The organism is Streptomyces sp. NBC_00775 (genome assembly GCF_036347135.1).
GTDB classification, from domain to species: Bacteria; Actinomycetota; Actinomycetes; order Streptomycetales; family Streptomycetaceae; genus Streptomyces; species Streptomyces lutosisoli.
In genome coordinates, this window is record NZ_CP108938.1 from 8479143 (window position 1) to 8502273 (window position 23131).

24 protein-coding genes and 1 pseudogene are annotated in these 23131 nt (G+C 72.0%); 16 read left to right on the forward strand and 9 right to left on the reverse strand.

Translation table 11 applies throughout. The features are described from left to right. Positions 1–63: 63 nt before the first annotated feature. From OIC96_RS37640 to OIC96_RS37665, 6 genes are all read left to right on the forward strand, one after another. Entirely contained in the window at positions 64–1074 is a 1011-nt protein-coding gene (locus tag OIC96_RS37640) for a sigma-70 family RNA polymerase sigma factor (protein WP_330303545.1), read from the forward strand. After that, positions 1071–1646 carry a TIGR03086 family metal-binding protein gene (locus OIC96_RS37645; protein WP_330303544.1) on the forward strand — a complete coding sequence of 192 codons (576 nt, stop codon included), beginning with the start codon at positions 1071–1073 and terminating at the stop codon, positions 1644–1646. The genes OIC96_RS37640 and OIC96_RS37645 overlap by 4 nt, the downstream gene beginning before the upstream one ends. A gap of 27 nt (positions 1647–1673) precedes the next feature. After that, a complete protein-coding gene (locus OIC96_RS37650) occupies positions 1674–3149 on the forward strand; it encodes an MFS transporter (RefSeq protein WP_330303543.1) in 1476 nt (491 codons plus the stop codon). A gap of 181 nt (positions 3150–3330) precedes the next feature. Then, positions 3331–4089 (forward strand): NUDIX hydrolase, encoded by a 759-nt coding sequence (locus tag OIC96_RS37655; RefSeq protein WP_330303542.1) that lies wholly within the window; start codon positions 3331–3333, stop codon positions 4087–4089. After that, positions 4086–5108 carry an ADP-ribosylglycohydrolase family protein gene (locus OIC96_RS37660; protein ID WP_330303541.1) on the forward strand — a complete coding sequence of 341 codons (1023 nt, stop codon included), beginning with the start codon at positions 4086–4088 and terminating at the stop codon, positions 5106–5108. Before OIC96_RS37655 ends, OIC96_RS37660 begins: the two co-directional genes overlap by 4 nt. Positions 5109–5111: 3 nt before the next feature. Continuing rightward, a complete protein-coding gene (locus tag OIC96_RS37665; protein WP_330303540.1) occupies positions 5112–5885 on the forward strand; it encodes a nucleotidyltransferase domain-containing protein in 774 nt (257 codons plus the stop codon). On the opposite strand, the gene OIC96_RS37670 is transcribed toward OIC96_RS37665, so the two are convergent. The 4 genes from OIC96_RS37670 to OIC96_RS37685 all read right to left on the reverse strand — a co-directional run bounded on the left by OIC96_RS37670 (position 5790) and on the right by OIC96_RS37685 (position 8368). Further along, positions 5790–6599 (reverse strand): nucleotidyltransferase domain-containing protein, encoded by an 810-nt coding sequence (locus tag OIC96_RS37670; RefSeq protein ID WP_330303539.1) that lies wholly within the window; start codon positions 6597–6599, stop codon positions 5790–5792. The two genes, OIC96_RS37665 and OIC96_RS37670, sit on opposite strands and share 96 nt — an antisense overlap. A 22-nt stretch (positions 6600–6621) precedes the next feature. After that, positions 6622–7041, reverse strand: a complete 420-nt coding sequence (locus tag OIC96_RS37675; RefSeq protein ID WP_330303538.1) for a Rieske (2Fe-2S) protein — start codon at positions 7039–7041, stop codon at positions 6622–6624. Beyond that, positions 7038–7622, reverse strand: a complete 585-nt coding sequence (locus OIC96_RS37680) for a DUF6529 family protein (protein ID WP_330303537.1) — start codon at positions 7620–7622, stop codon at positions 7038–7040. Before OIC96_RS37680 ends, OIC96_RS37675 begins: the two co-directional genes overlap by 4 nt. 77 nt (positions 7623–7699) lie before the next feature. Further along, the gene (locus OIC96_RS37685; protein ID WP_330303536.1) at positions 7700–8368 is read right to left on the reverse strand and encodes a hypothetical protein; all 669 of its coding nucleotides are present in this window, start codon (positions 8366–8368) and stop codon (positions 7700–7702) included. A gap of 125 nt (positions 8369–8493) precedes the next feature. Here OIC96_RS37685 and OIC96_RS37690 point away from each other — a divergent pair, with 125 nt between their 5' ends. The 6 genes from OIC96_RS37690 (at position 8494) to der (ending at position 13639) form a co-directional block, all read left to right on the forward strand. Next, on the forward strand, positions 8494–8982 hold the full coding sequence (locus tag OIC96_RS37690; protein ID WP_443058577.1) for a YidB family protein: 489 nt from the start codon (positions 8494–8496) through the stop codon (positions 8980–8982). A gap of 115 nt (positions 8983–9097) precedes the next feature. Beyond that, positions 9098–9460, forward strand: coding sequence for a chorismate mutase (aroH, locus tag OIC96_RS37695; protein WP_330303534.1), 363 nt, complete (start codon positions 9098–9100; stop codon positions 9458–9460). Further along, positions 9457–10542, forward strand: a complete 1086-nt coding sequence (locus OIC96_RS37700) for a prephenate dehydrogenase (protein ID WP_330303533.1) — start codon at positions 9457–9459, stop codon at positions 10540–10542. Before aroH ends, OIC96_RS37700 begins: the two co-directional genes overlap by 4 nt. Positions 10543–10711: 169 nt before the next feature. Further along, on the forward strand, positions 10712–11407 hold the full coding sequence (gene cmk, locus OIC96_RS37705; RefSeq protein WP_330303532.1) for a (d)CMP kinase: 696 nt from the start codon (positions 10712–10714) through the stop codon (positions 11405–11407). Continuing rightward, the gene (locus tag OIC96_RS37710; RefSeq protein ID WP_330303531.1) at positions 11365–12078 is read left to right on the forward strand and encodes a lysophospholipid acyltransferase family protein; all 714 of its coding nucleotides are present in this window, start codon (positions 11365–11367) and stop codon (positions 12076–12078) included. The genes cmk and OIC96_RS37710 overlap by 43 nt, the downstream gene beginning before the upstream one ends. A gap of 76 nt (positions 12079–12154) precedes the next feature. Continuing rightward, positions 12155–13639 carry a ribosome biogenesis GTPase Der gene (der, locus tag OIC96_RS37715; RefSeq protein WP_327427632.1) on the forward strand — a complete coding sequence of 495 codons (1485 nt, stop codon included), beginning with the start codon at positions 12155–12157 and terminating at the stop codon, positions 13637–13639. A gap of 66 nt (positions 13640–13705) precedes the next feature. On the opposite strand, the gene OIC96_RS37720 is transcribed toward der, so the two are convergent. Then, complete coding sequence (locus tag OIC96_RS37720) at positions 13706–14143, reverse strand: hypothetical protein (protein WP_330303530.1); 438 nt, start codon at positions 14141–14143, stop codon at positions 13706–13708. A 357-nt stretch (positions 14144–14500) separates the two neighbouring features. Next, positions 14501–15277 carry a hypothetical protein gene (locus tag OIC96_RS37725; protein ID WP_330303529.1) on the reverse strand — a complete coding sequence of 259 codons (777 nt, stop codon included), beginning with the start codon at positions 15275–15277 and terminating at the stop codon, positions 14501–14503. A 535-nt stretch (positions 15278–15812) separates the two neighbouring features. Between OIC96_RS37725 and OIC96_RS37730 the strand changes: the two genes are divergently transcribed. Both OIC96_RS37730 and OIC96_RS37735 read left to right on the forward strand, forming a co-directional pair. Next, complete coding sequence (locus OIC96_RS37730) at positions 15813–16490, forward strand: transglycosylase family protein (protein WP_330303528.1); 678 nt, start codon at positions 15813–15815, stop codon at positions 16488–16490. Positions 16491–16631: 141 nt separating this feature from the next. After that, a pseudogene (locus OIC96_RS37735) lies at positions 16632–16994 on the forward strand (transglycosylase family protein); the annotation flags it as partial. A 181-nt stretch (positions 16995–17175) separates the two neighbouring features. Here the strand turns inward: OIC96_RS37735 and OIC96_RS37740 are convergent. Genes OIC96_RS37740 through OIC96_RS37750 form a run of 3 tightly spaced genes read right to left on the reverse strand, consistent with a single transcriptional unit; the run spans position 17176 to position 21163 of the window. After that, positions 17176–17922 (reverse strand): ATP-binding cassette domain-containing protein, encoded by a 747-nt coding sequence (locus OIC96_RS37740; RefSeq protein WP_330303527.1) that lies wholly within the window; start codon positions 17920–17922, stop codon positions 17176–17178. After that, entirely contained in the window at positions 17919–20591 is a 2673-nt protein-coding gene (locus OIC96_RS37745) for an ABC transporter permease subunit (protein ID WP_330303526.1), read from the reverse strand. The genes OIC96_RS37740 and OIC96_RS37745 overlap by 4 nt, the downstream gene beginning before the upstream one ends. After that, a complete protein-coding gene (locus tag OIC96_RS37750; protein WP_330303525.1) occupies positions 20591–21163 on the reverse strand; it encodes a hypothetical protein in 573 nt (190 codons plus the stop codon). The genes OIC96_RS37745 and OIC96_RS37750 overlap by 1 nt, the downstream gene beginning before the upstream one ends. 122 nt (positions 21164–21285) lie before the next feature. Between OIC96_RS37750 and OIC96_RS37755 the strand changes: the two genes are divergently transcribed. Continuing rightward, positions 21286–21837, forward strand: a complete 552-nt coding sequence (locus tag OIC96_RS37755) for a hypothetical protein (protein WP_330310038.1) — start codon at positions 21286–21288, stop codon at positions 21835–21837. After that, positions 21812–23098, forward strand: a complete 1287-nt coding sequence (locus OIC96_RS37760; RefSeq protein ID WP_330303524.1) for an ABC transporter substrate-binding protein — start codon at positions 21812–21814, stop codon at positions 23096–23098. Before OIC96_RS37755 ends, OIC96_RS37760 begins: the two co-directional genes overlap by 26 nt. Positions 23099–23131 lie beyond the last annotated feature (33 nt).

Consider the following 23131-nt stretch of genomic DNA (forward strand, 5'->3'; position numbering starts at 1 on the left):
GCTCCGCCGGTCTGTACCGGTGAACGATCCGCCGGTCTGTGCCGGCGAACGAAGGGAGCGGGGATGGCTGCGACGACGGACCGCGACGAATTCGTACGGCTGACCGATCCGTACCGGCGGGAGCTGCTCGCCCACTGCTACCGCATGCTCGGGTCGGTCGACGACGCCGAGGACCTCGTCCAGGAGACGTATCTGCGGGCCTGGCGGTCGTACGACGGCTACGAGGGCCGGGCGTCCTTGCGGACCTGGCTGCACCGGATCGCCACGAATACGTGTCTGACGGCTCTGGAGGGCCGGGTGCGGCGTCCGCTGCCCTCGGGGCTCGGGGAGCCCTCAGGCGCGCCTGAGGAGCCTCTGAGGGCCTCTGCGACGGACGTCCCGTGGCTGCAGCCACTGCCCGACGCGCTTGTCGACCCAGCGACCGTCGTGGCGGCGCGGGGCAGCCTGCGGCTTGCGCTCGTCGCCGCGCTGCAGAATCTGCCGGCCCGGCAGCGGACCGTGCTCATCCTGCGCGACGTGCTGGCCTGGCGGGCGCCCGAGGTCGCCGCCCTGCTCGGCACCTCCACGGCGGCCGTCAAAAGCACCCTCCAGCGCGCGCGTGCCCGGCTCGACGAGGTGGCGCCCGACGAGGACCTGGTGACCGAGCCGGACGGCCCCGAGGACCGCGAGCTGCTCGACCGCTACATGGCGGCCTTCGAACACGCCGACATGGACGCGCTGCTGGGGCTCCTCCAGGACGGTGTCGAGCTGGAGATGCCCCCCTACTTGGAGTGGTTCAGCGGCACGAAGGACGTGCTGCGATTCCTGGGGGCGCGCGTCGGCGAACCGGGGCGCGTGCGGATGGTGCCCACGCGGGCCAACGGGCAGCGCGCGGTGGGGGCGTACGAGCGGGGCGCGGACGGCGTGCACCGGGCGCACTCGCTTCAGGTGCTCCACGTGCGCCTCCTGCACGCCCCGCACGCGCTCGGCGTACGCGGCGTGCGCGAGGTGCGCGAGGTGCGCATCGCGCGGATCACCGCCTTCCTCGATCCGGAGCTGTTCGGGCGCTTCGGTCTGCCCCAGGTGCTCTCGTGAACTCCGGTGAGCTGCTGGAACGCTCGCTCGCGTACACCCTGGGACGCGTCACGGGCGTGCGGCCGGGGAGCCTGGAGCGGGCCACACCGTGTGCCCAGTGGGACCTGGGGGCGCTGCTCGACCACCTCAACGACTCGCTCGACGCGCTGTACGAGGGGCTGACCGGAGGGCGGATCGGTCTCTTCCCGACGGGGGATTCCGATCCCGCCTGCGGCTTCCGCGGGCGGGCGTGTGCGGTGCTCGGCGCCTGGGCCGCGGGTTCCGTGGACTCCGTCGTGATCGGCGACAAGCCGCTGGACGTCAGGGTGATGACCGCCGTGGGGGCCGTGGAGATCGCCGTGCACGGGTGGGACGTGGCACAGGCCTGCGGGAGGCCGGGTCCGATCCCGGCCGCGCTCGCCGCCGAGCTGCTCCCCGTGGCGCGCTGTGTCGTCGCGGACGCCGACCGGGGCGTGCGCTTCGCGGCGCCCTTCGACGTGCCCGCGTGCGCGCGTCCCGGCGACCGGCTCCTCGCCTTCCTGGGGCGTCGCGATTCCTTTTCGGACCCGGCCCGGTCTGCCTTCCGTGAGTGATCCCTTGACCTCACGAAAGGAACCGTCATGGCTGACACCCTGCGTGCCCCGGGCCGTGAACCAGCCGCCGGTACCGCGCCGCCACGTCGCGCGTGGACCGTCGTACTGGCCGGACTCGGGGCGCTGCTCTGCTCCCTCGACGTGGTCGTCGTCTCCACCGCGCTGCCCGCCCTGCGGGCCGACTTCGGGGCGAGCCTGTCCGACCTGGAGTGGACGATCAACGCGTACAACCTGGTCTTCGCCTGCCTCACCCTGACCGGCGCCGCGCTCGGCGACCGCTTCGGGCGGCGACGCATGTACGTCGTCGGGCTCGCCGTCTTCACGCTGGCGTCGGCGCTGGCGGCGCTAGCGGGCGGTCCGGGGCAGCTCATCGCCGCGCGGGGGGTCCAGGGCGCCGGCGCGGCCGTCCTGCTGCCGCTCACGCTGACCCTGATCAGCGAGGCGTTCCCGGCCGAGAAGCGGGGCGTCGCGATCGGCGTGTGGGGCGGGGTGACCGGGCTCGGCGTGGCCGCCGGGCCGGTGCTCGGCGGCGCCGTCACCGAGGGCCTGTCCTGGCAGTGGATCTTCTGGCTGAACGTGCCGACGGGGCTCGCGATGCTGCCGCTGGCGGCCCTCAAGCTCCGGGAGAGCCACGGTCCCCGTCCCCAGCTCGACGTCGTGGGACTTGTCCTCGCGGCCGTGGGTCTGACCGGTCTCGCCTGGGCGCCGGTGCGGGCGCCGGAGGCGGGCTGGGGGAGCGCCGAAGTGCTGGGCGCGCTGGCCGTCGGCATCGTCTTCGTGGCGGCCTTCCTCGGCTGGGAGCGGTCGCGGGCGCGCTACCCGATGCTGCCCCTCGCGTACTTCAGGAGGCGCGGTTTCTCCACCGCCAACGGCGCGGTCTTCCTGATGTTCATGTCGCTGCTCGGCTCCCTGTTCATGATCTCGCAGCTCTTCCAACTCGGCCTGGGCAACTCCCCGTTGGAGGCGGGCGTCCGGATCCTCGTGTGGACCGGCATGCCGCTCGCCGTCGCGCCGGTCGCGGGCGCGCTCGCCGACCGGTTCGGGAACCGGCCCTTCATGCTGGGCGGCCTGGTCCTCCAGGCGGTCGGACTCGGGCTGCTGGCCCGGCAGATCGAGCCGGGTGTCAGTTACGGGAGTCTGGTCGTGCCGCTGATCGTCGCGGGCATCGGCATCTCGATGGTCTTCCCCACGGTCGCGAACGCCGTGACCTCGTCGGTGCCGCCGGGCGACGCGGGAGTCGCGGCCGGCGTCAACAACGCGCTGCGCGAGTTGGGCGGGGTCTTCGGAGTCGCGGTCGCCGCGGCCGTGTTCACGCGGTACGGGGGCTACGGCTCGGCCGCGAGCTTCGTCGACGGCTGCGGGCCCGCGCTGTGGGTCTCGGCGGGGGCGGCCGCAGTGGGCGCACTGGTGGCGGCGCTCGCGCCGTCGCGCGCTCAGGCCCGGATGCCGGACGCGTCGTACGCCCCGGCTCAGCAGCAGGAGGTTTCCCGCGCCCGGGCCTAGGCCCTGTCGGCCTGGAAGTTGACACCTTCCGTCGCCCCGGCCTCAGAGGCCGACAATTCTCGCTCCGCGGTGCTCGAAGACCGCCAAATACCCGCTCACAAGGGCTTGTAGACGCCCGCTCACCTCTTTATAGTCGTAATGACTATTAGTCGTTCTGACTATTAATAGGGGGTGGGTGGGCGTGCTCGCACGGGAAGGCCGCGCGCCCGGGGGCAACACACCCGAGGGCTATGACAAGTACGCGTTCGAGCCCTTCGCCGTCACCGTCGACCTGGCCGTCCTCACGGTCCGGGCGGGCGCGCTTCAGGTGCTGCTCGTCGAGCGTGGACAGGAGCCGTACGCGGGCCGCTGGGCACTTCCCGGCGGCTTCGTGCTGCCGGACGAGTCCGCGGAGACCGCGGCCCGGCGCGAACTCGCCGAGGAGACAGGCCTGTCGGACATCTCCGGACTCCACCTGGAACAGCTGCGGACGTATACGGAACCCGAGCGCGACCCCAGGATGCGGGTCGTCTCCGTCGCGTACGCCGCGCTGCTCCCGGACCCTCCCGAGCCCCGCGGCGGCGGTGACGCGGCGCAGGCCCAGTGGCTGCGGTACAACGCGCTCGGTCCGCTCGCCTTCGACCACGACCGGATCCTCGCCGACGCCCACGAACGCGTCGGCGCCAAGCTCGAGTACACCTGTCTCGCCACGTCCTTCTGTCCGCCCGAGTTCACCCTCGGAGAGCTGCAGCAGGTCTACGAGACCGTGTGGGGCACCGCCCTCGACCGGCCCAACTTCCGGCGCAAGGTCCTCGCCACGCCGGGCTTCGTCGAACAGGTCCCCGGTGCCGCGCGCCTCACCGGAGGCCGCGGCAAACCCGCCGCGCTCTACCGGGCGGGCGGCGCCAAGGCCCTGTACCCACCCCTGCTGCGTCCCACCTCGGAAGGACGGCCCTCATGACCACCACGACGCTCGCCAAGCGCGCCGCCACCGGCTCTCTGCTCGGACTCGCGCTGGGCGACGCGCTCGGGTTCCCCACCGAGTTCAACTCCGTGCCGGCGATCCTCGCCAAGTGCGGGCCCTGGCGGCAGATGCGGCTGCCCAAGCCCGCCACGGTCACCGACGACACCCAGATGACGCTGGCGCTGGCGCGGGGGCTGCGCACCGCCATGGACCGCGGCCTGCTCGGCCCGCTGCGGATGGAAGGGCCGGTGCGCGAGGAGTTCGTGAACTGGTACCAGTCGCCCGACAACAACCGGGCGCCCGGCCGCACCTGCCTCGTCGCCTGCAACCTCCTCAAGAACGAGCAGCGCCGCTGGCAGGAGGCCAGCCAGATCGGCTCCAAGGGCTGCGGCGCCAACATGCGTGTGGCACCCGTCGGGCTCGTACGGGGGCTGAGCGACGAACAGCGGGCGGGCGCCGCGCAGTTCCAGGCCGCGCTCACGCATGGACACCCCACGGCGCTCGCCGCCTCCGACCTCACCGCGCACGCGATCTGGCTCCTCAGTCAGGGCGCCGAGCCGATGGGACTCGTCGGGATGCTGCGGTCGTACGCGTACGAGAACCGCCACCGGTACCACGCGCGCTGGCTCGGCGACCTGTGGACCTTCAGCGAACACCCCACGGCGGAGAGCTATATCGCGCACGGCTGGGACGAGTGCCTGACCGCGCTGGACGACCTCCGGCACGCCGTGCGCACCGCCTCGCCCGAGACCGACCCCTGCCTCGCCACCGGCGGGGGCTGGATCGCGGAGGAGGCGCTCGCCACCGGCCTCCTCTGCTTCCTGCTCTTCGTCGACGAACCCCTCACCGCGCTGCGCCGGGCCGCCTGCACCTCCGGCGACTCCGACTCGATCGCCTGCCTGACCGGCGCCTTCGCGGGCGCCCACCACGGCTCGGACGCCTGGCCGACGGAGTGGGCCGACCGCATCGAGTACCAGGGCGATCTCATGTCGCTGGGGGCGCTCTGGGACGCTTGAGGGATGACTGACGACGTCCTGGACATCGACCTCGCGGCCGTGGTGGCCGAACAGCCCGACCCGGTGCTGTTCGCCACCGTCTCCGGGGCGCACCTCTACGGCTTCCCCTCGCGTGACTCCGACGTCGACCTGCGGGGCGTCCACCTGCTGCCGACGGCCGAACTGGTCGGGCTGCGCGAGCCCGAGGAGACCCGGTCGCGGATGTGGGACCGGGACGGCGTCGAGATGGACCTCGTCACCCACGACCTGCGCAAGTTCGTACGGCTGATGCTGCGGCGCAACGGCTATGTGCTGGAGCAGCTGCTGTCGCCGCTCGTCGTGCACACCACCGACGCGCACCGCGAGCTGGCCGGCCTCGCTCCCGGTGTCCTCACCAGCCATCATGCCCACCACTACCGGGGGTTCGCGACGACGCAGTGGCGGCTCTTCGAGAAGACCGGCGAACTCAAGCCGCTGCTCTACACGTTCCGTGTGCTGCTCACCGGCATCCACCTGATGCGCAGCGGCGAGGTGCAGGCCGATCTGCCCACGCTGCTCGGGCAGATCGACGCTCCCGCGTATCTGCCGGACCTGATCGCCGCGAAGGCCGAGCAGGAGCACGGGGCCGCGGACGTAGCCCACGCGCGCGTGCAGGACGACGTGGAGCGGCTGCACGCCCTGCTGGACGAGGCGCAGGACGCCTCAGCGCTGCCGGACGCCCCCTCCGTGTACGACGCTCTGCACGCGTTCGTCATCAGGGTCCGCCTGGAGGGCTTCCGGGGCGGCCTGGAGGGCTGAGGTCCGGCGCACACGGATCAGGAAGTCCTCGACGCGGGCCTGGTCGGGCTCGGGTGGCAGGGGGCTTTTCGAAGCCGCCTCGTCCGCCTCCGCCGCCAGGCGGGACAGCCAGGTCTCGAACTCCGGCCAGGGGACCTCGCCCCGCTTCACCGCGAGCAGCGGCTCGCGCTGGTCGCCGACGTCGATCGTCAATGCGCCGGTGCGCAGCAGGTCGCGGGAGCTCATCAGGAGGCGCAGGAGGTGCATGGCGTGCTTCCAGCGGGGCGCGCCGTGCCGGCGTACGTCCGCTTCCAGCTTCTTGTGCTGGCCCAGCGCATAGCGGGCGAACGTGTCGTGCGCCTGGCGGGAGAGGAACGCCTCGCGGAGGGCGAGGAGTTCGCGGCCCGTGTCGTCGACGTACTCGACGAGAGGGGAGTGCAGGCACTCCAGGATGTTCGGGTTGGCGCGCAGCGCGAGGGCGCAGAAGCGCTCCAGCTCCCAGCTGAACTGCTCCTCCGCCGGACCCTCGACATGCGTCGGCGGCTTCTCGAAGCGCCAGAAGAGCGGCGTCGGGGCGAGGAACACGCCCCGACGGTCCGTATCGCTGCCATCCGTGGCCAGCCCGAAGGCGCGCGACCCCATCACGCAGGAGTAGATCGTGTGGTTGCGCACCAGGGACACCATGGACACCATGGGCGTCGGGGACACCAGGGGTAGCGGGGACTCGGAATGCATGTCCCGGAGCGTACGTGCCGCCTCACGCCAGGCGGATCGAATTTCCGTCCACCGTGATCTTCTCCGCGGGCAGCGGACGCGGCGCCGGACCGGCCTCCACCGCCGCGTCCTCGATGCTGTACTTGCTGCCGTGGCAGGGGCAGTTGATGGTGCCGCCCGAGACGGAGGTCACCGTGCAGCCCAGGTGCGTGCAGATCGCCGAGAAGGCCTTGAACTCGTCCTTCTTCGGCTGGGTGACCACGACCTTCTGCTCCTTGAAGATCTTGCCCCCGCCGACCGGGATGTCGCTCGTCGCGGCCAGCTCCTGACCGCTGGGGGCGGCCGCCGCGGACGGCGACGATGTCGACGAGTCGTTGCTGTCGCCGTAGCTGCTGCACCCCGCGAGCAGCGCGGACGTCCCTGTCGCGAGAAGAACCGTGCGCCGCGTCGAACGGTTGGTCATGTCGTCACTCCGAACGTACGGAAGAACCAGAGGGCGGACGTCAGCCAGATGGCCGTCAGGACGGCGAAGACGAGGCCGCCGACGATCGGCAGCAGCCAGCCGGGAAGTCGCTCCGAGCGGAGCAGCAGCATCTTGGCACTGAAAGCACCGAAGAAGAAGCAACCCAGGACCGAGTGCCACAAAACGCGCGGTTCGTACGTCTGATAGCCCAACGCGTACAGACAGTGCACCGCGACGGGTACCGCCACCAGGAACGCGATCCGCCCCGACCAGCGGTGCAGCACCGGGGCCCAGCTGGGCCCCGGCAGCTTCCCGTACACCATGAACGCCGAGACGAGCTGGATGAGCGCGAAGAAGAACGCCGTCGTCGCCAGCCATGACTTCACGGCGCCCGTGCTGCTGAAGCCGGCGAGGTTGAAGGCGGTCCCCGTCGGGTCGTGCACCTTGCCGTACACGCCGAGCCCGACCGCGACCGCCGCGGCGACCAGGGCCGGGACGAGATAGCGGGCCGCGCCGGGGCGGCGGTGGGCGGGCTGGGGAGACGGGAAGCCCTGGGTGGCGGCGTTCGGGTCCACGGTCATGATCGGCTCCCTGCGGAGGAGGGGGTCGGACGAGGAGGCCGGGTCGGGGCACGGGCCCGGCGGTGAGGCATACGGCGTCAGGGGGTGACAGGGCGTGCGGTCAGGGTCTGGCCGTCGATCGTCACGGCGCCGGTCTCCGGGTCGATCTCGGGTGCCGCCGAGGGCTTGCCGTCCCGGTCGAGGATGCCGACCTGTTTGCCGCCGGGCAGCACGATCCAGCCGCCGTCGATCTTCGCGCCTCGCACGGTGGCCGTCGCCCGGTACAGCCCGGACGGCCTGACCGCCTTGTCGGCGGTGAAGCCATAGCGCTGCCCGCCCAGGTCGACGGTGCCGCGGATGCTCTTGCCGTCCTTGAGCGTGCCGTTCAGCTCGGCGCCGTTCTTGCCGGTGAGCTTCATGGTGCCGTCGTCCTTGACGTCGCCCTTCAGCCACGACTCCTTGTCCCGCCCGTCGCAGAAGTACGCGATCGCCTTGCCGTCGCGCAGGGAGACCGCGACCGCCGAGGAGTCGTCGTCGGTACGGCCCGCGTAGTCGGCGTTGGGAAACGCGCTCTTCGAAGGGCTGGGAGACGGGGTGGCCGTCGTGGGCGACGAGCTGGGCGCCGGGCTCGCCGACGCCTTGGGGCTGGGCGACTCCTCCCGGTACGACGACGCGCTCTTCGTCCCTGTCGTCGCGTTGAGCGACAACATGAACACGCCGAGCAGCAGCCCCGCGAGAAGGGTGAGAAGGGGTCCTGGACGCTTCATGCGGGCCTCCCCCGAGGCGAGTCTCCTGCCATGAGAGCGGACTCGCGCCCCCGCGTCCAGAGGCGTACGGGTGTGTTCTCACTACAAGTGGCGGGATAGGGCGATTCGAGTGACATTGGCTGGGTCTGAGGCCGGGTGGTCATCTACCCCCGGCCGCACCCTCGAAAGGCGTGACCATGGCGGGTAACGATCTCGGCAGCTTGCTGGGCGGTCTCCTCGGCGGAGGCGGCCAGGGCAGTACCTCGGGCGGTGCCGGCGCGGGCAACCTCCTGGGCGCGCTGCTCGGCGCCCTCGGCGGTGGCGGTGGCCAGAGCAACGGCGGCAACCCTCTGGGCGGGCTGCTGGAGATGCTCACCAAATCCGGCCTGGTCGACCAGGCGCAGTCATGGGTCGGCACCGGCGAGAACAAGCCCGTGAGCGGCGAACAGATCACCCAGGCGCTGCCCGACGAGACGCTCCAGAAGGTCGCCGACCAGGCCGGCGTCAGCCCCCGGGAGGCCGCGGACCAGATCGCGCAGAGCCTGCCCCAGGCGGTCGACAAGCTGACGCCGGCCGGCCGGCTCCCGCAGGCCGATACCTCGCTGGAGGACCTCATCAAGCAGCAGTCGCTCTGAACCGTGCCCGGTGCGCGGCGGCCGTCTCGTCAGGCGGGCGCCGCGCACCCGCGCGTTGCGGGCTGACTACGCTGGTGTGACAAGACGAGTACGTAGATCAGCGAGGAGTATCACCGTGGCGGTACGAGCGGTCCGGGGCGCCGTCCAACTGGAGCGGGACGAGGCCGGGCACATGGACGAGCAGGTCAGCGAGCTGCTCACCGCCATCCTGGAGCGGAACGCGCTCACCACGGACGACCTGATCAGCATCTGGTTCACGGCGACGCCCGATCTGCACAGCGATTTCCCGGCGGCCGCGGCCCGCAAGCTCGGCATCGTCGACGTACCGCTGATCTGCGCGCAGGAGCTGGACATCGAGGGTGCGATGCCCCGTGTCGTACGGGTCCTCGCGCACATCGAGTCGGACAAGCCGCGCGCCGGCATCGTGCACGTCTACCTGGGTGCCGCGGGCGCACTCCGCAAGGACATCGCCCAGTGAGGACCGCACTCGTCATCGGAACCGGCCTGATCGGTACGTCGGCGGCCCTCGCGCTGGCCGCGCGCGGTGTCGTCGTCCACCTCGCCGACCACGACCCGGAGCAGGCCCGTACGGCCGCCGCGCTCGGCGCCGGCACGGACGAGGCGCCCGAGGGGCCCGTCGACCTCGCGATCGTGGCGGCGCCGCCCGCGCACGTGGCCGCGACGCTCGCCGACGCCATGCGGCGCGGGGTCGCCCGCGGCTACCTCGACGTCGCCAGCGTCAAGGGCGGTCCGCGCCGCGAGCTGGAGGCGCTCGGCCTCGACCTCTCCTCGTACATCGGCTCGCACCCCATGTCGGGCCGCGAGAAGTCCGGCCCGCTGGCCGCGACCGGCGACCTCTTCGAGGGCCGTCCCTGGGTGCTCACCCCCACCCGTGACACGGACACCGAGGTCCTGAACCTCGCCCTGGAGCTGGTGTCGCACTGCCGTGCCGTTCCCGTCGTCATGGACGCGGACGCCCACGACCGGGCCGTCGCGCTCGTCTCGCACATGCCGCACCTGGTGTCCAGCATGGTCGCCGCGCGCCTGGAGCACGCGGAGGAGGCGGCGGTACGACTCTGTGGCCAGGGCATCCGTGACGTGACCCGCATCGCGGCCTCCGACCCCCGGATGTGGATCGACATCCTCTCCGCGAACCCGGGGCCGGTCGCCGACCTCCTCGCGGACGTCTCCGCCGACCTCGACGAGACCGTGCAGGCCCTGCGCGCCCTCCAGTCCTCCGACGAGGCCAAGCGCCGCGTGGGCGCCGGCGGCATCGAGGACGTCCTGCGGCGCGGCAACGCCGGCCAGGTCCGCGTCCCCGGCAAGCACGGTTCCGCTCCGCGCGCCTACGAGGTCGTGGCCGTCCTCATCGACGACCAGCCGGGCCAGCTGGCCCGCATCTTCGCCGACGCGGGGATGGCCGGGGTCAACATCGAGGACGTACGCATCGAGCACGCGACCGGCCAGCAGGCCGGCCTGGTCCAGCTGATGGTGGAACCGAAGACGGTGCCGGTACTGAGCGCGGCGCTGCGGGAGCGGGGCTGGGCACTGCGGCAGTAGACCACTGGCCGGCCGCGGCAGAGGGCCGTTCGCCGGCCGCGGCAGCGGGTCCTCGCCGTGGGGCCCGGGAAGGGCCAGTAATACGGGGTCCGGGGAGCCAGTAACCTTGTGCGGGGCGCGCTCGTGTCCCGTACAGACCTCCACCCCGCACCAGGAAGGTGTTCCCACCGTGGAAAACGGCGCCGCCCGGACCGCCCCGGCTGTGATTGTCGCCATCGACGGCCCCTCCGGCACGGGCAAGTCGAGCACCTCGAAGGCCGTCGCCGCGCAGCTCGGGCTGAGCTACCTGGACACGGGGGCCCAGTACCGGGCGATCACGTGGTGGATGGTCAGCAACGGCATCGACATCACGGACCCGACCGCGATCGCCGCCGTGGCCGGGAAGCCGGAGATCATCTCCGGGACCGACCCGGCCGAGCCGACCATCACGGTCGACGGGACCGACGTCGCGGGCCCGATCCGCACGCAGGAGGTCACCTCCAAGGTGAGCGCGGTCAGCGCGGTGCCCGAGGTGCGCGCCCGGATCACGGAGCTGCAGCGCTCGCTCGCCACGTCCGCGGAGAACGGGATCGTCGTCGAGGGCCGCGACATCGGCACCACCGTGCTGCCGGACGCCGACCTGAAGGTCTTCCTCACCGCCTCCCCGGAGGCCCGCGCCGCCCGCCGCAGCGGTGAGCTGAAGGGCGCGGACATACACACCACCCGCGAGGCCCTGCTCAAGCGCGACGCGGCCGACTCCAGCCGCAAGACCTCCCCCCTCGCCAAGGCGGACGACGCGGTCGAGGTGGACACCTCCGACCTCACGCTCCAGCAGGTCATCGAGTGCGTCGTCACCCTCGTCGAGGAGAAGCGGGCCGCCAAGTGACCGCACCCTCGGAGCGTGGCGCCGAGGTCGGGCGCCGCATCGGCGTCGGCCTGATGTACGGGCTGTGGAAGCCGCGCGTGCTCGGCGCCTGGAAGGTCCCCGCGACCGGCCCGGCGATCCTGGCCGTGAACCACTCGCACGCCGTCGACGGTCCGATGGTCATGGGCGTGGCGCCCCGGCCCACGCACTTCCTGATCAAGAAGGAAGCGTTCATCGGCCCGCTCGACCCCTTCCTGCTCGGCATCGGCCAGGTGAAGGTGGACCGCGAGACCACCGACCGTACGGCGATCACCCAGGCGCTCGGTGTCCTGTCGGGCGGCGGCGTCCTCGGGATCTTCCCGGAGGGCACCCGGGGCGAGGGCGACTTCGCCTCACTGCGTGCCGGGCTCGCCTACTTCGCCGTACGCAGCGGAGCCCCGATCGTCCCGGTGGCGGTCATGGGAAGTTCCGAGAAGAGCAGCCGGTTGATAAAGGGGCTGCCCCCGCTGCGCAGCCGGGTCGACGTCGTCTTCGGCGACCCTTTCGAGGCGGGCGACGGCAGCGGACGGCGTACGCGCAAGGCGCTGGACGAGGCGACCGTCCGCATCCAGAAGCAGCTGAGCGCCCACCTGGACCACGCCAGGCGTCTGACCGGACGCCCGGAAAACGCCGGGCGCCCCGCCGGGCACTAGGCGACACTTGAGTAGTGGATCACCCGATATACGGGCGGTCCACCGATCACCACGAAAACGACGAGGTACGGACTTCATGAACGACCACATCCAGCCCGACGGCTCGGCCGGCCCGGCCGAGCACGAGCACGGGGCGCTTGGCGATGCCGAGTACGCGGAGTTCATGGAGCTCGCCGCGGAAGAGGGCTTCGACATCGAGGACGTCGAGGGCGCGATCGAGGAGGCGGGCCACGGCCCGCTGCCCGTCCTCGCCGTCGTCGGCCGTCCGAACGTCGGCAAGTCGACCCTGGTGAACCGCATCATCGGCCGCCGCGAGGCCGTCGTCGAGGACAAGCCCGGCGTCACCCGTGACCGCGTCACCTACGAGGCCGAGTGGGCGGGCCGCCGCTTCAAGCTCGTCGACACCGGCGGCTGGGAGCAGGACGTCCTCGGCATCGACGCGTCCGTGGCCGCGCAGGCCGAGTACGCGATCGAGGCGGCCGACGCGGTCGTCTTCGTCGTGGACGCCAAGGTCGGCGCGACCGACACCGACGAGGCGGTCGTACGACTCCTGCGCAAGGCCGGCAAGCCAGTCGTCCTGTGCGCCAACAAGGTCGACGGCCCGAGCGGCGAGGCCGACGCCTCGTACCTCTGGTCGCTCGGTCTCGGCGAGCCGCACCCCGTCTCCGCGCTGCACGGCCGTGGCACCGGCGACATGCTGGACGCCGTCCTGGAGGCGCTGCCCGAGGCCCCGGCGCAGACCTTCGGCACCGCGGTGGGCGGCCCCCGCCGTATCGCCCTCATCGGCCGCCCGAACGTCGGCAAGTCCTCGCTGCTGAACAAGGTGGCCAACGAGGAGCGTGTGGTCGTCAACGAGATCGCGGGCACCACCCGTGACCCGGTCGACGAGCTCATCGAACTCGGCGGGATCACCTGGAAGTTCGTCGACACGGCGGGCATCCGCAAGCGCGTCCACCTCCAGCAGGGCGCCGACTACTACGCCTCGCTGCGTACCGCCGCCGCCGTCGAGAAGGCGGAGGTCGCGGTCATCCTGATCGACGCCTCCGAGAACATCTCGGTCCAGGACCAGCGCATCGTCACGATGGCCGTCGAGGCGGGCCGTGCGATCGTCCTCGCCTTCAACAAGTGGGACACCCTCGACGAGGAGCGCCGCTACTACCTGGAGCGGGAGATCGAGACCGAGCTCCTCCAGGTGGCGTGGGCGCCCCGCGTCAACGTCTCGGCGCGCACCGGCCGGCACATGGAGAAGCTCGTCCCGGCGATCGAGGCGGCCCTGGACGGCTGGGAGACCCGCGTCCCGACCGGCCGGCTGAACGCCTTCCTCGGCGAGCTGGTCGCCGCCCACCCGCACCCGGTCCGCGGCGGCAAGCAGCCCCGCATCCTCTTCGGTACGCAGGCGGGCACCAAGCCCCCGCGCTTCGTCCTCTTCGCCTCCGGCTTCATCGAGCACGGCTACCGTCGCTTCATCGAGCGCCGGCTGCGTGAGGAGTTCAGCTTCGAGGGCACGCCGATCCACATCTCGGTGCGGGTGCGCGAGAAGCGCGGCGCCAAGAAGAAGTAGGCAGTAGCGGCAACGGGTAAGGGGCGGCTCCCCAAGGAGCCGCCCCTTACCCGTTGTTGTTGTGTTTCAGAGTCCCCTGCGCGGTGCGGGCGGCAGCGCGGCCGGGATGTGGTGCATTCCCGTGCTGTGCTGCCGCCCGCTCGGCTGCCAGATGGCGGTCGCCGTCGAGGTCGGCCCGTGCTGCGCGGCGCTCTGGCGGGCGGAGTGCGCACCCGCGCTGTACGAGCTGAACGAGTTGTACGAGCCGAAGGAACTCGTCCCGTGCGGCAGGCTCCCGAACGCCGTGAAGCCCAGATCCTCTTCGCCGTGCCGGTCGCCGGGCAGGGCCCTGAAGGATCTGACCCACTCGGCATAGAGCGCGTCGTAGATCGGCGTGGCCGATGGGCCGCCCGGAGGATCCTGAGCCGGCCGCGACGTGGGTACCTCCCTGCTCGAACGGGTTGGAGAGCTTGAGGGAGGGACCGGCTGGAAGGGCCGGCGGCGGGGGACGTCATAGGTGTGCACGTACGTGCCAACGACCCCGCCGCCCAACGGATGCGGCCAGCGGAACGCTTTCGCAGGTCACCGGGAGCGCGCGGCGCCCTAAAGGGGCGCGGGGCTGTGTCGATATGCGGCTCCGCCGCGTGGGCGCGACCGGTCACAGACGTCCTGCAGCCAACAACGCACGCGCAGTGCCCCGACAGGGGCGCGAGGAACTGCGCGACCGGCCACGACTCACCGGCAGGCAACAACGCACCGCAGCGCCCCGACAGGGGCGCGGGGCTGTGTCGATATGCGGCTCCGCCGCGTGGGCGCGACCAGCCACGTACAACCCGCGGCCGACAACGCACCCGCAGCTCCCCGCCCAACCCAGCGGAGCGCTCACGTTCCGGCGAGCGGCATGGCGCTGGCCACCAGCTTCCCGTTGGCCGCCGCCTTGTCCAGCGCGTCGCGCAGCAGGTCCTCGCGGGGCTGGCGGCCGATCGACCCGACCGGGGCCGCGAACAGCAGCACCTGCTGATGCTTGTTGGCGGCGGCCCGCCAGCTCTCGGCGACCTGGAGCGCCTGGTGCGCCTGCCACCAGGCGACGGGCGAGCCGCCGCCGGTGCCCGGCTGGAGCACGGCGTGCAGCTGTCCCGCGGCGAGCAGCACGGACCAGCCGTGCAGCACGGGCGGCACCGAGCTCAGCTGGGTCACCGGCATGAAGCCCTGCTCGATGAGGAGGGGCAGGAAGTCGTCGCCGATGTCGGTCGAGCCGGGGCGCACGATCGGCCCGGTCGGCTCGACGACGAGCGCCGGGTGCAACTCGCCGCTGATCAGGACGAGTCCGCTGGTGACGCCGAGCACGGCCTGTTCGGGCGCGGCCTGGGCGGGTACGCCGCCGTCGGGGTTGATCGAGCGGACGGCGCCCTGCAGTTGCTCCTCGGTGACCTGCACGACCTGTGAGGGCAGACAGGTGGCGTGGGCGAAGGCGAGGACGGCAGTCTCGTCGCCGATGAACAGGACGGTGCTGGTGCGCTCCTGTTCCGAGTCGCCCGGGGTGCGGCAGGACGTGCAGTCGTAACTGCCCGGGGCGTTCTCTCCGGCGAGCAGACGGTCGGCTTCTTCGTTGCCGATCTCGGCGCGTACGTCGTCGCTGACGTCGAGCATGCGCGGCACGGTGGCTCCTCGGGATGCGGTGCGGGGTGAGGCCGGGTGGCTCCCGGCCCATGAACCGGGGGTCCCCGGCTCATGAAGATGACAACGGGCGATCTGTGGCCGGAGTCACGCCCGGGAGCGAACGGAATCGAACCATCCGACGCGCAGGGTGAGGCAACCTGCGGAATCTGTCACTCCAAGTCAACTTCTAGGAATTCCAAGGAAGTTGAGTCGGTGAGGTGAGTCACAGATCACTGGGGTGACAGGTCGACAAATCCGGAAATCACCCAATGAAGTGGGTGGCCGAAAATCGATGATACTCGCGGTAACGGCGAACTGGCCTCGAATGACAAGGAGTTGGTTGATATCGGGGCGACAAGGTCCCTAGATTCCTCGACCGTGTGCAACGAGCACCGCTCGGGTACGTCCGCCGGCCGCACCAAGCCAGCTCGCAGCACAGCCTCCGGCGGACGGGGCGGAGCGCGACGACCGCGTCCTACACGCAGGGAAGCGCGCCCCGCCTTGGGGGACCCCGGGTGTTCCGAGAGGGAACTACATGTCCGCATGTGCCGAGAACACTCAGAACACGCATAAGGCTCGTACGACGACCAAGGCTCGTACGGCGGCGGTCCTCGCCGGGGCGGCACTGCTCGCCCCGCTCGGACTGCTCGCCGCGACCGGCGACGCCGCCGCGGCCGACAGTGGAGTGTGGGACCGCATCGCGAAGTGCGAGAGCGGCGGGAACTGGCACATCAACACCGGCAACGGCTACTACGGAGGACTCCAGTTCTCCGCCGGCACCTGGCGCGCGTACGGCGGCACCGCCTACGCGTCGACCGCCGACAAGGCCTCCAGGGCCGCGCAGATCGCCGTCGCCACCAAGGTCCAGAACGCACAGGGATGGGGCGCGTGGCCCACCTGTTCGGCGCGCGCCGGAGCGTACGGAAACGCGCCCGCGTCCTCGGGCGCCGCGACGGCCGGAGGAACGGCCGTCACGAGGTCGACGCCCAAGTCGGCCCCGTCGAAGTCGAAGCCGTCGAAGACGCCGGCACGACCGTCGGGTCACACCAACCGTGACGCTTCCCGCGGCGACTACACCGTCCGTGGCGGCGACACGCTGAGCGGTATCGCCGCGCGGCACGGGACCACCTGGCGGAAGATCTACGCCGCCAACCGGGCCGTCATCGGCGGTGATCCCGACCTGATCGTGCCCGGGCAGCGGCTCGACCTCTGAGTCCCGCCCCCCGTCCGGGCACGGGGCCCCGCCCGGTCCTCCGACCGGGTGGGGCCATGGCAGCCCCGGGCGCGGCTCAACGGGCGGGCGGGGCGTGCTGCTTAGCGTGGACCGATGTACCTCATGCCGACCACGCGGACCATGCCGACCCCGTCGATCAAGCGCGTTCGGTACGCGGCCGTGGTCGCCGCCGTCCTGGCCGTCCTCGTTCCACCGGGGGCGGCCACCGCCGCGCCCCCGCCCCCGCTCCCCGGCCCCCAGTCGGTACGGGTGCCGTACGACTGCGTGAAGGACCAGTGGCCCTGGGCCTGCATCGCCGAGTGCGAGAGCAGCGGCCGCTGGGACGCGAACACCGGAAACGGCTTCTACGGAGGGCTCCAGTTCTGGCAGCCCACCTGGGAGGAGTTCGGGGGGCTCGCGTACGCCAAGCGCGCCGATCTCGCCACGCGCGGGGAGCAGATCGCGGTCGCCGAGGAGGTGCTGGCCGCCCAGGGATGGGAGGCCTGGCCCGTCTGTTCCAAGAGGTACAAACTGCAGGGCCGTATGCATGTGGTGAAAGCCGGCGAGACGCTCTACTCGATCGCCCGCAAGTATCAGGTCAAGGGTGGCTGGCAGGCGCTGTACAAGGCCAACAAGCAGATCATCGGCAGCCGCCCGGACCGGCTGAACGTAGGCACACTGCTCGTCATCCCGAAGGGTTCGGCCGGTGCCCGCCGTTCGGACCTCGTCCTGTTCGGCCCGCCCCTGGCTCCGTCGCTCCCGTCGCTCCCGTCGCTCCCGTCGTCGCCCGGGCGACCTCGGCCGCCTCTCCGCTGAACACGACCGTGCCGCGGCGCAGTTCATGGACGTACGTCGTCCGCCCGGGCCTCTCGTGCAGGCCCGGCGGCAGCCGCTGTTCCGCGACCACCACGCATGCGTCGAGGCCGCCGAGCAGCTCGTACGTCCGTGCCGCGACCGTCGGCGACATGCCCTGCGCGGGCTCGTCGACGAGCACCACGCGCGCGCGTGCCAGCAGGGCGCGGGAGAGGGCGAGCATGCGCTGTTCGCCGCCGGAGAGGGTGCCGGCGCGGCGGGGGAGGAGAGGTTCCAGCTGCGGGTAGGCATCGAGGGCGGCGGCGAAGCCGGCCGAGGCGAGCTCCAGGTTCTCGCGGACCGTGAGCGAGCCGAAGACGGCCCGGCGCTCCGGGACGAGGCACAGTCCGCGCCGGGCGCGCTCGTACGCGGGCACGCGGGTCACGTCGGCGCCGTCCCAGACGACGGCGCCGCCGGACAGTGGCACGGTTCCCGCGAGGGCGCGCAGCGCGGTCGTACGGCCGGAGCCGTTGCGGCCCAGCAGCACGGTGAGGCCGGGGCCCGGGGCGACGAGGGTCACGCCGTGCAGGGCCTCCAGGGGGCCGTAGCGCACGCGCGCGTGGCGCAGGGCGATGCTCATCCGCCGGGCCTCGTCTCCAGAACGCGGTCGGCGGGGCCGGAGGTGACGATCCGCCCCGCCGCCATGACATGGACCGTATGGGCCAGGTCGGCGACCAGGTCGAGGTCGTGCTCCACGACGAGGAGAGCCATGCCGTCCGCGGCGAGGGCCCGCAACACGCGGGTCAGCGCGCTCACTTCGCCGGTGTCGAGTCCGGCCGCCGGTTCGTCGAGCAGCAGCACCCGTGGACTCCCGGCGAGCGCCCGCGCCAGCTCTACCCGCCGGAGGGTCCCGGTCGGCAGGCCCGCCGCGGGCAGCGCCCGCACCGGCCCGTCGAGCCCGAGCAGTCGCAACGCCCGCTCCACGGCCCCCGGATCGGCGATCCGTCCCTGCTCGGCGCCCACCCGGACGTTTTCGGCCACGGTCAACGAGGGGAAAACCGCCAGCTGCTGAAAGGTCCGCGCGACACCCGACCGGGTCCGTGCGTGCGCGGCCGTCCGGGTGATGTCGTGCCCCCCGAGCAGCACCTTCCCGCTCGAAGGGCGCAGCGTCCCGGCGAGACAGTGGAAGAGGGTGCTCTTCCCGGCGCCGTTGGGTCCCACGACGGCGGTCACTCGACCGGGCCGGATGTCGAGGGAAACTCCGTCGAGGGCGGTGAAGCCGCCGTAGGTGACATGGAGTTGGCGGGCGCTCAGGGACTGGGGGCTGGTGAGTTCCAGCGGGGGGAGTGAACGGCGGGGCATGGCCCGGCCTGGTGGCGCGGTGTTGTCCGGTCGGCCCGGCGGCTCGCCCGACCGCTGGGCGGGAGCGGTACGGCTCGGCGTACTTCTTGGCCCCGCCGGTCGCAGTCGCCGCCGTATGCGTGCCCCCGACGGGGTCAACGTCGCCCGGCGGCGCAGTCGCAGTCGGGAGGCCGCCGTGCGGAGTGCTTCGTACGGGCCTCCGGGGAAGCGGCCGACGAGGACGGCGAGTATGCCGATCAGGGCCGCCGCCACCCCGCCGCGCGCGCCCGCGTCGAGGCCCACGAGGAGGGCGGCGGCGGCCAGCGCGCCGAGGACGCTGTCGGCGCCGAGGACGACGACGGCCGCGAACCAGAGCAGCCCGCGCACGGGGTCGTACGCCGTGGCGTCGAAGGCGCGCAGCCCCATGCCGAGCATGCCGCCGCCGAGCGCGGCCAGGGCGGCGCCCGCGACGAACGCGGTGAGTTTCAGGGCCGGGACGCGGACGCCCGCCGCCGAGGCCCCCGGCTCGTGGTCGCGCATGGCGGCCAGGGCCCGGCCGGTTCGGCCTCGGCGCAGGGCGTTCGCGGCCAGCAACGCGGCGGCGAGGAGGGCGAGTTCGAGTACGTAGTACGCCCGGTCCCCGTCGAAGCCCGTCGGGCGGTCGAGGGCCAGCCCCGAGGTGGCGTACGGCTGGGCGAAGACGAAGCGGCTGACGCCCACGCCGACCGCGAAGGTGGCCAGCGCGAGGGCCAGGCCGTGGCGGCTGATGGCCGGCCAGCCGGTCAGGACACCGAGCGGGGCGACCAGGAGCACGGCCACCGCGAGCGCGGCCAGTTCGGGCAGGCGCGGCAGGCCGGGGAAGCGGCCCGCCGCCAGCAGGGCCGTGAAGAGGGCACCCAGACCCGCGTACGCCGCCTGCCCGAGCGAGATCTGGCCGCCGCGGCCCGTCACGACGACCAGGGACAGAAGGACGACACCGAGCGCGGGCACCTGCACCGACGTATGCAGGTCGGAGCCCGCGAACCCCAGCGGCAGCAGGAACAGGACGACCGCCACGATCCAGGCCCCCGGTGGCGTCGCCACACGGGCCGTCGCCGTGCGCGGGAGCGCGTCGCGAGTGCCGATGCCGGGCAGGACGAGCGCCGCGATCAGCAGCGCGACCACGAACAGGTTCGCGCCGACCGCCTGGAGCAGGGGTTCCGCCCAGCCCGAGGGGTGCAGCCGCGTCAGCTGGCTCTGCGCGACCCCGATGCCGAGGGCCACCACGACGGCGACCGGGAGGCTGCGCATCCGGGCGGCCACCGCCACCGCCATCACCTCCATGACGAGCAGCGGCATGCCGTACGGGTCGAGGCGCACGTAAGGGGCGAGGAGCACGCCCGTGAGGCCCGCCGTGAACGAGCCGAAGGCCCAGCCCGCCGCGGCCACCCGGTCCGCGTCGATGCCCCCCAGCACCGCCAGGGAGCGGTCCTCGACGACGGCCCGCAGCTCCGTGCCGAAGCGGGTCCAGTGCGTCACGGCCCCCACGCCGACGGCCAGCGCGACGGCCACCGCCAGTTGCCCCCACGGGTCCGCCGACACCAGCGTCGGCGCGTCAGCGCGCGCCCCCGTGCCCCACACCAGTGCGGCCCCGCCGACCAGCAGCACGAAGACGCCGATGGACGCGACGAGGGTCTGCGCCGGGTCACTGCCCAGGACGGAGAGCGGGCGGAAGACGAAGCGTTCCAGGGCCATGCCGATCGCCGGAGCCACCAGCAGCAGCGTCACCGCGGCGCCGAGCGCGAGCGGCCAGCCCCACTCGACCGTGAACTGGCGCAGCAGATACGCGCACACCATCGCGATCGCGCCGTGCGCGAAGTTGAGCACACCGGTCGCCCGGTGGGTGACGATCAGTCCGATCCCGGTGAGCGCGGCGGCGCCGCCCACCGAGAGACCGGCGAGGGTGAGGTCGTACGTCAGCGACGACATCAGTCACCCGGATCGGCCGCGGCCGAATCATCGGTGGCGGACGGTCCATCAGCGGTGAACGGTCCATCGGCGGTGAGCGGTTTGTCGGCGGCTGACGGTCCATGGCCGGCGGACGGTTCACAGATCGGGCACGGCCCCAGATCCCCGATCATCATGACCCGCGAGTCGACCGGTACGGCCTGCGGCTTCCCCGCGACCAGCGGACAGTCCGCGCGGTGCCACAGCGTGCCGCCGGGCACCATCAGCAGTTCGCCGCTGGTGGCCAGGGGCGCGGCCGCTATCTGCCCGGACTCGTCGGCGTCGGCGGGCTCGGCCGCCACCAGCAGCCCGTACAACTCCTCGACGCGTGCTGCCGCCAGGGCGTTCCTGCCGTGCGTGAGCAGGACCGCGCCCGCGATGATCAGCGCGGCTCCGGGGACCGTGCAGGAGGCGAGGTACGGCAGTTGGCGCTCCGCGTAGCGCTCGCCGGAGATCCCGTACCAGCCGATGACGCACAACACCGCTCCCGCGGCGAGCGCGGCCCAGCCGGCCCACAGGACGGGGTGCACAGTCCGCAGTCGAGCTGTCCGCATCCGGGGCTCCCACACGTCGTGTGTTTGTCCGTTGACTGTCCATGTCAGCCAATGGCTTGCACTATGCCTTCTGGAAGCTGACCCTGAAAGCACCGGGCGCACATGGCCCGGACCGACACCCGGTGGTGAGCCAGTTGGTTCTCGGGAGCGACCTCAGGCGGGGCAACGGCCGGGGCACGGCAGCGGTGGCGGTTCTCGTCCTCGCCGCCGCCCTCACGGCGTGCAGCGACGACACCGGAGGCGGCAGCAGCGCCCCTCCGCCCACCCCCTCCGTGCGCCAGTCCAGCAGCGCCGAGCCCAGCCCCACGGCACCGTCCGATCCGGCGGCGGCCGAGAAGGAGGTCAAGCAGAACTGGGAGAAGTTCTTCGACCCGGCCGTCTCCCAGAAGGACAAGCAGGCCGTCCTGGAGAACGGCGACCAGATGACGAAGGTCCTGCAGGGCTTCAACGGCGACAAGCGCGGCCAGCAGGTGCAGGCGAAGGTCGAGAAGGTCGAGTTCACCTCGCCGACCGACGCGAACGTCACATACTCGCTGACTCTCAAGGGCGCGACCGCCCTGCCGGGCGCCTCCGGGACGGCCGTCGAGCAGGACGGCACCTGGAAGGTCTCCGTCAAGACGCTCTGCGCGCTGGTCCAGCTGAGCGGCAATGAGTCGCCCGGCCCCGGCTGTTGAGTCGGCCGCCCTGGCCGTGCTGCTCCTTCTCGGCACGGCCTGCGGCAGCCGCCTCCCCGAGAGCGACTTCGAGAACCGTTCCACGCCCGCGCAACAAGGCGGCACCGCCCCGCTCCGCGTCGGCATCATCACCAGCGCCACCAGTCCCGTCGGCGGCTCGGTCTTCACCGGGCCGCGCGACGGGGCGAAGGCCTACTTCGACCGGCTCAACTCGCGCGGTGGGATCGATGGGCGGCGGGTCGAGGTGCGGCTGTGCGACGACGGCGGCAGCGGGGTCGGCAACAACGAGTGCGTGCACAAACTCGTCGACGAGGACCAGGTCGTCGCCCTCGTCGCCACCACCGCCCTCGACTACGCGGGCGCCTCCCGGGTGTCCCACGCGCGCGTGCCCGACATCGGGGGGCAGCCCATCGGTCCGGCGTACGACACGTATCCGCACCTCTACGGGATCTACGGCAGCCTCGCGCCCCGCGACGGCGAGGTGGGCTGGGGCGGGAAGTTGTACGGCGGCACCGAGGTCTACCGCTACTTCAAGCGTGAGCAGGGCGCCCGTACCGCCGCCGTCGTCTCCTACAACCAGTCCGCGTCGGCCGCCTACGCCCGGCTCGTCACCCAGGGGCTGAAGGCCGAGGGCTACAAGGTGGTCACCGAACAGGTCGACTTCGCGCTGCCCAACTTCCGTGCCGCCGCAGCCGACTTGAAGGAGCAGGGTGCCGATCTTGTGTTCGATGCCATCGACACGCATGGGAACGCGCAACTGTGCAAGGCCATGGACGACGTCGGTGCCGAGGTCATTGCCAAGGTGACCAATGTGCAGAACTGGACGTCCACCGTTCCCACCGACTACAAGGACTCGCCGCGGTGCCGGAACGTCCTGTGGGCTACCGGGTCCAGTCGTAACTACGAGGACGTGTCCGATGCGGCTGTACGGGAGTTCCGTGATGCGACCAAGGGGCTGAAGGAGCACTCCCAGTGGCAGTTGGAGGGGTGGGCGGCTGCCATGTGGTTTGCCGACGCGGCGAAGTCGTGTGGGCGCGTGGGGGTCACGCGGGCGTGCGTCGACGACTTCATGAACCATGGCGAGCCGTATGCCGCCGGCGGGTTGCTGATTCCCGTTCCCTACGAGCGCCTGGCCGAGCCGCCGAAGACCCGCCGGGCCTGTCTGTCGGTGGCCCGCTGGCAGGACGGTCGGGGCTGGGTCTCGCAGGGCAACATGAACACCAACTGCTTCGACGTGCCACAGCTGTCGTATCGGCCGTGAGGGTGGGTTCTTTCGCCCCCGCCGCCCCTACCC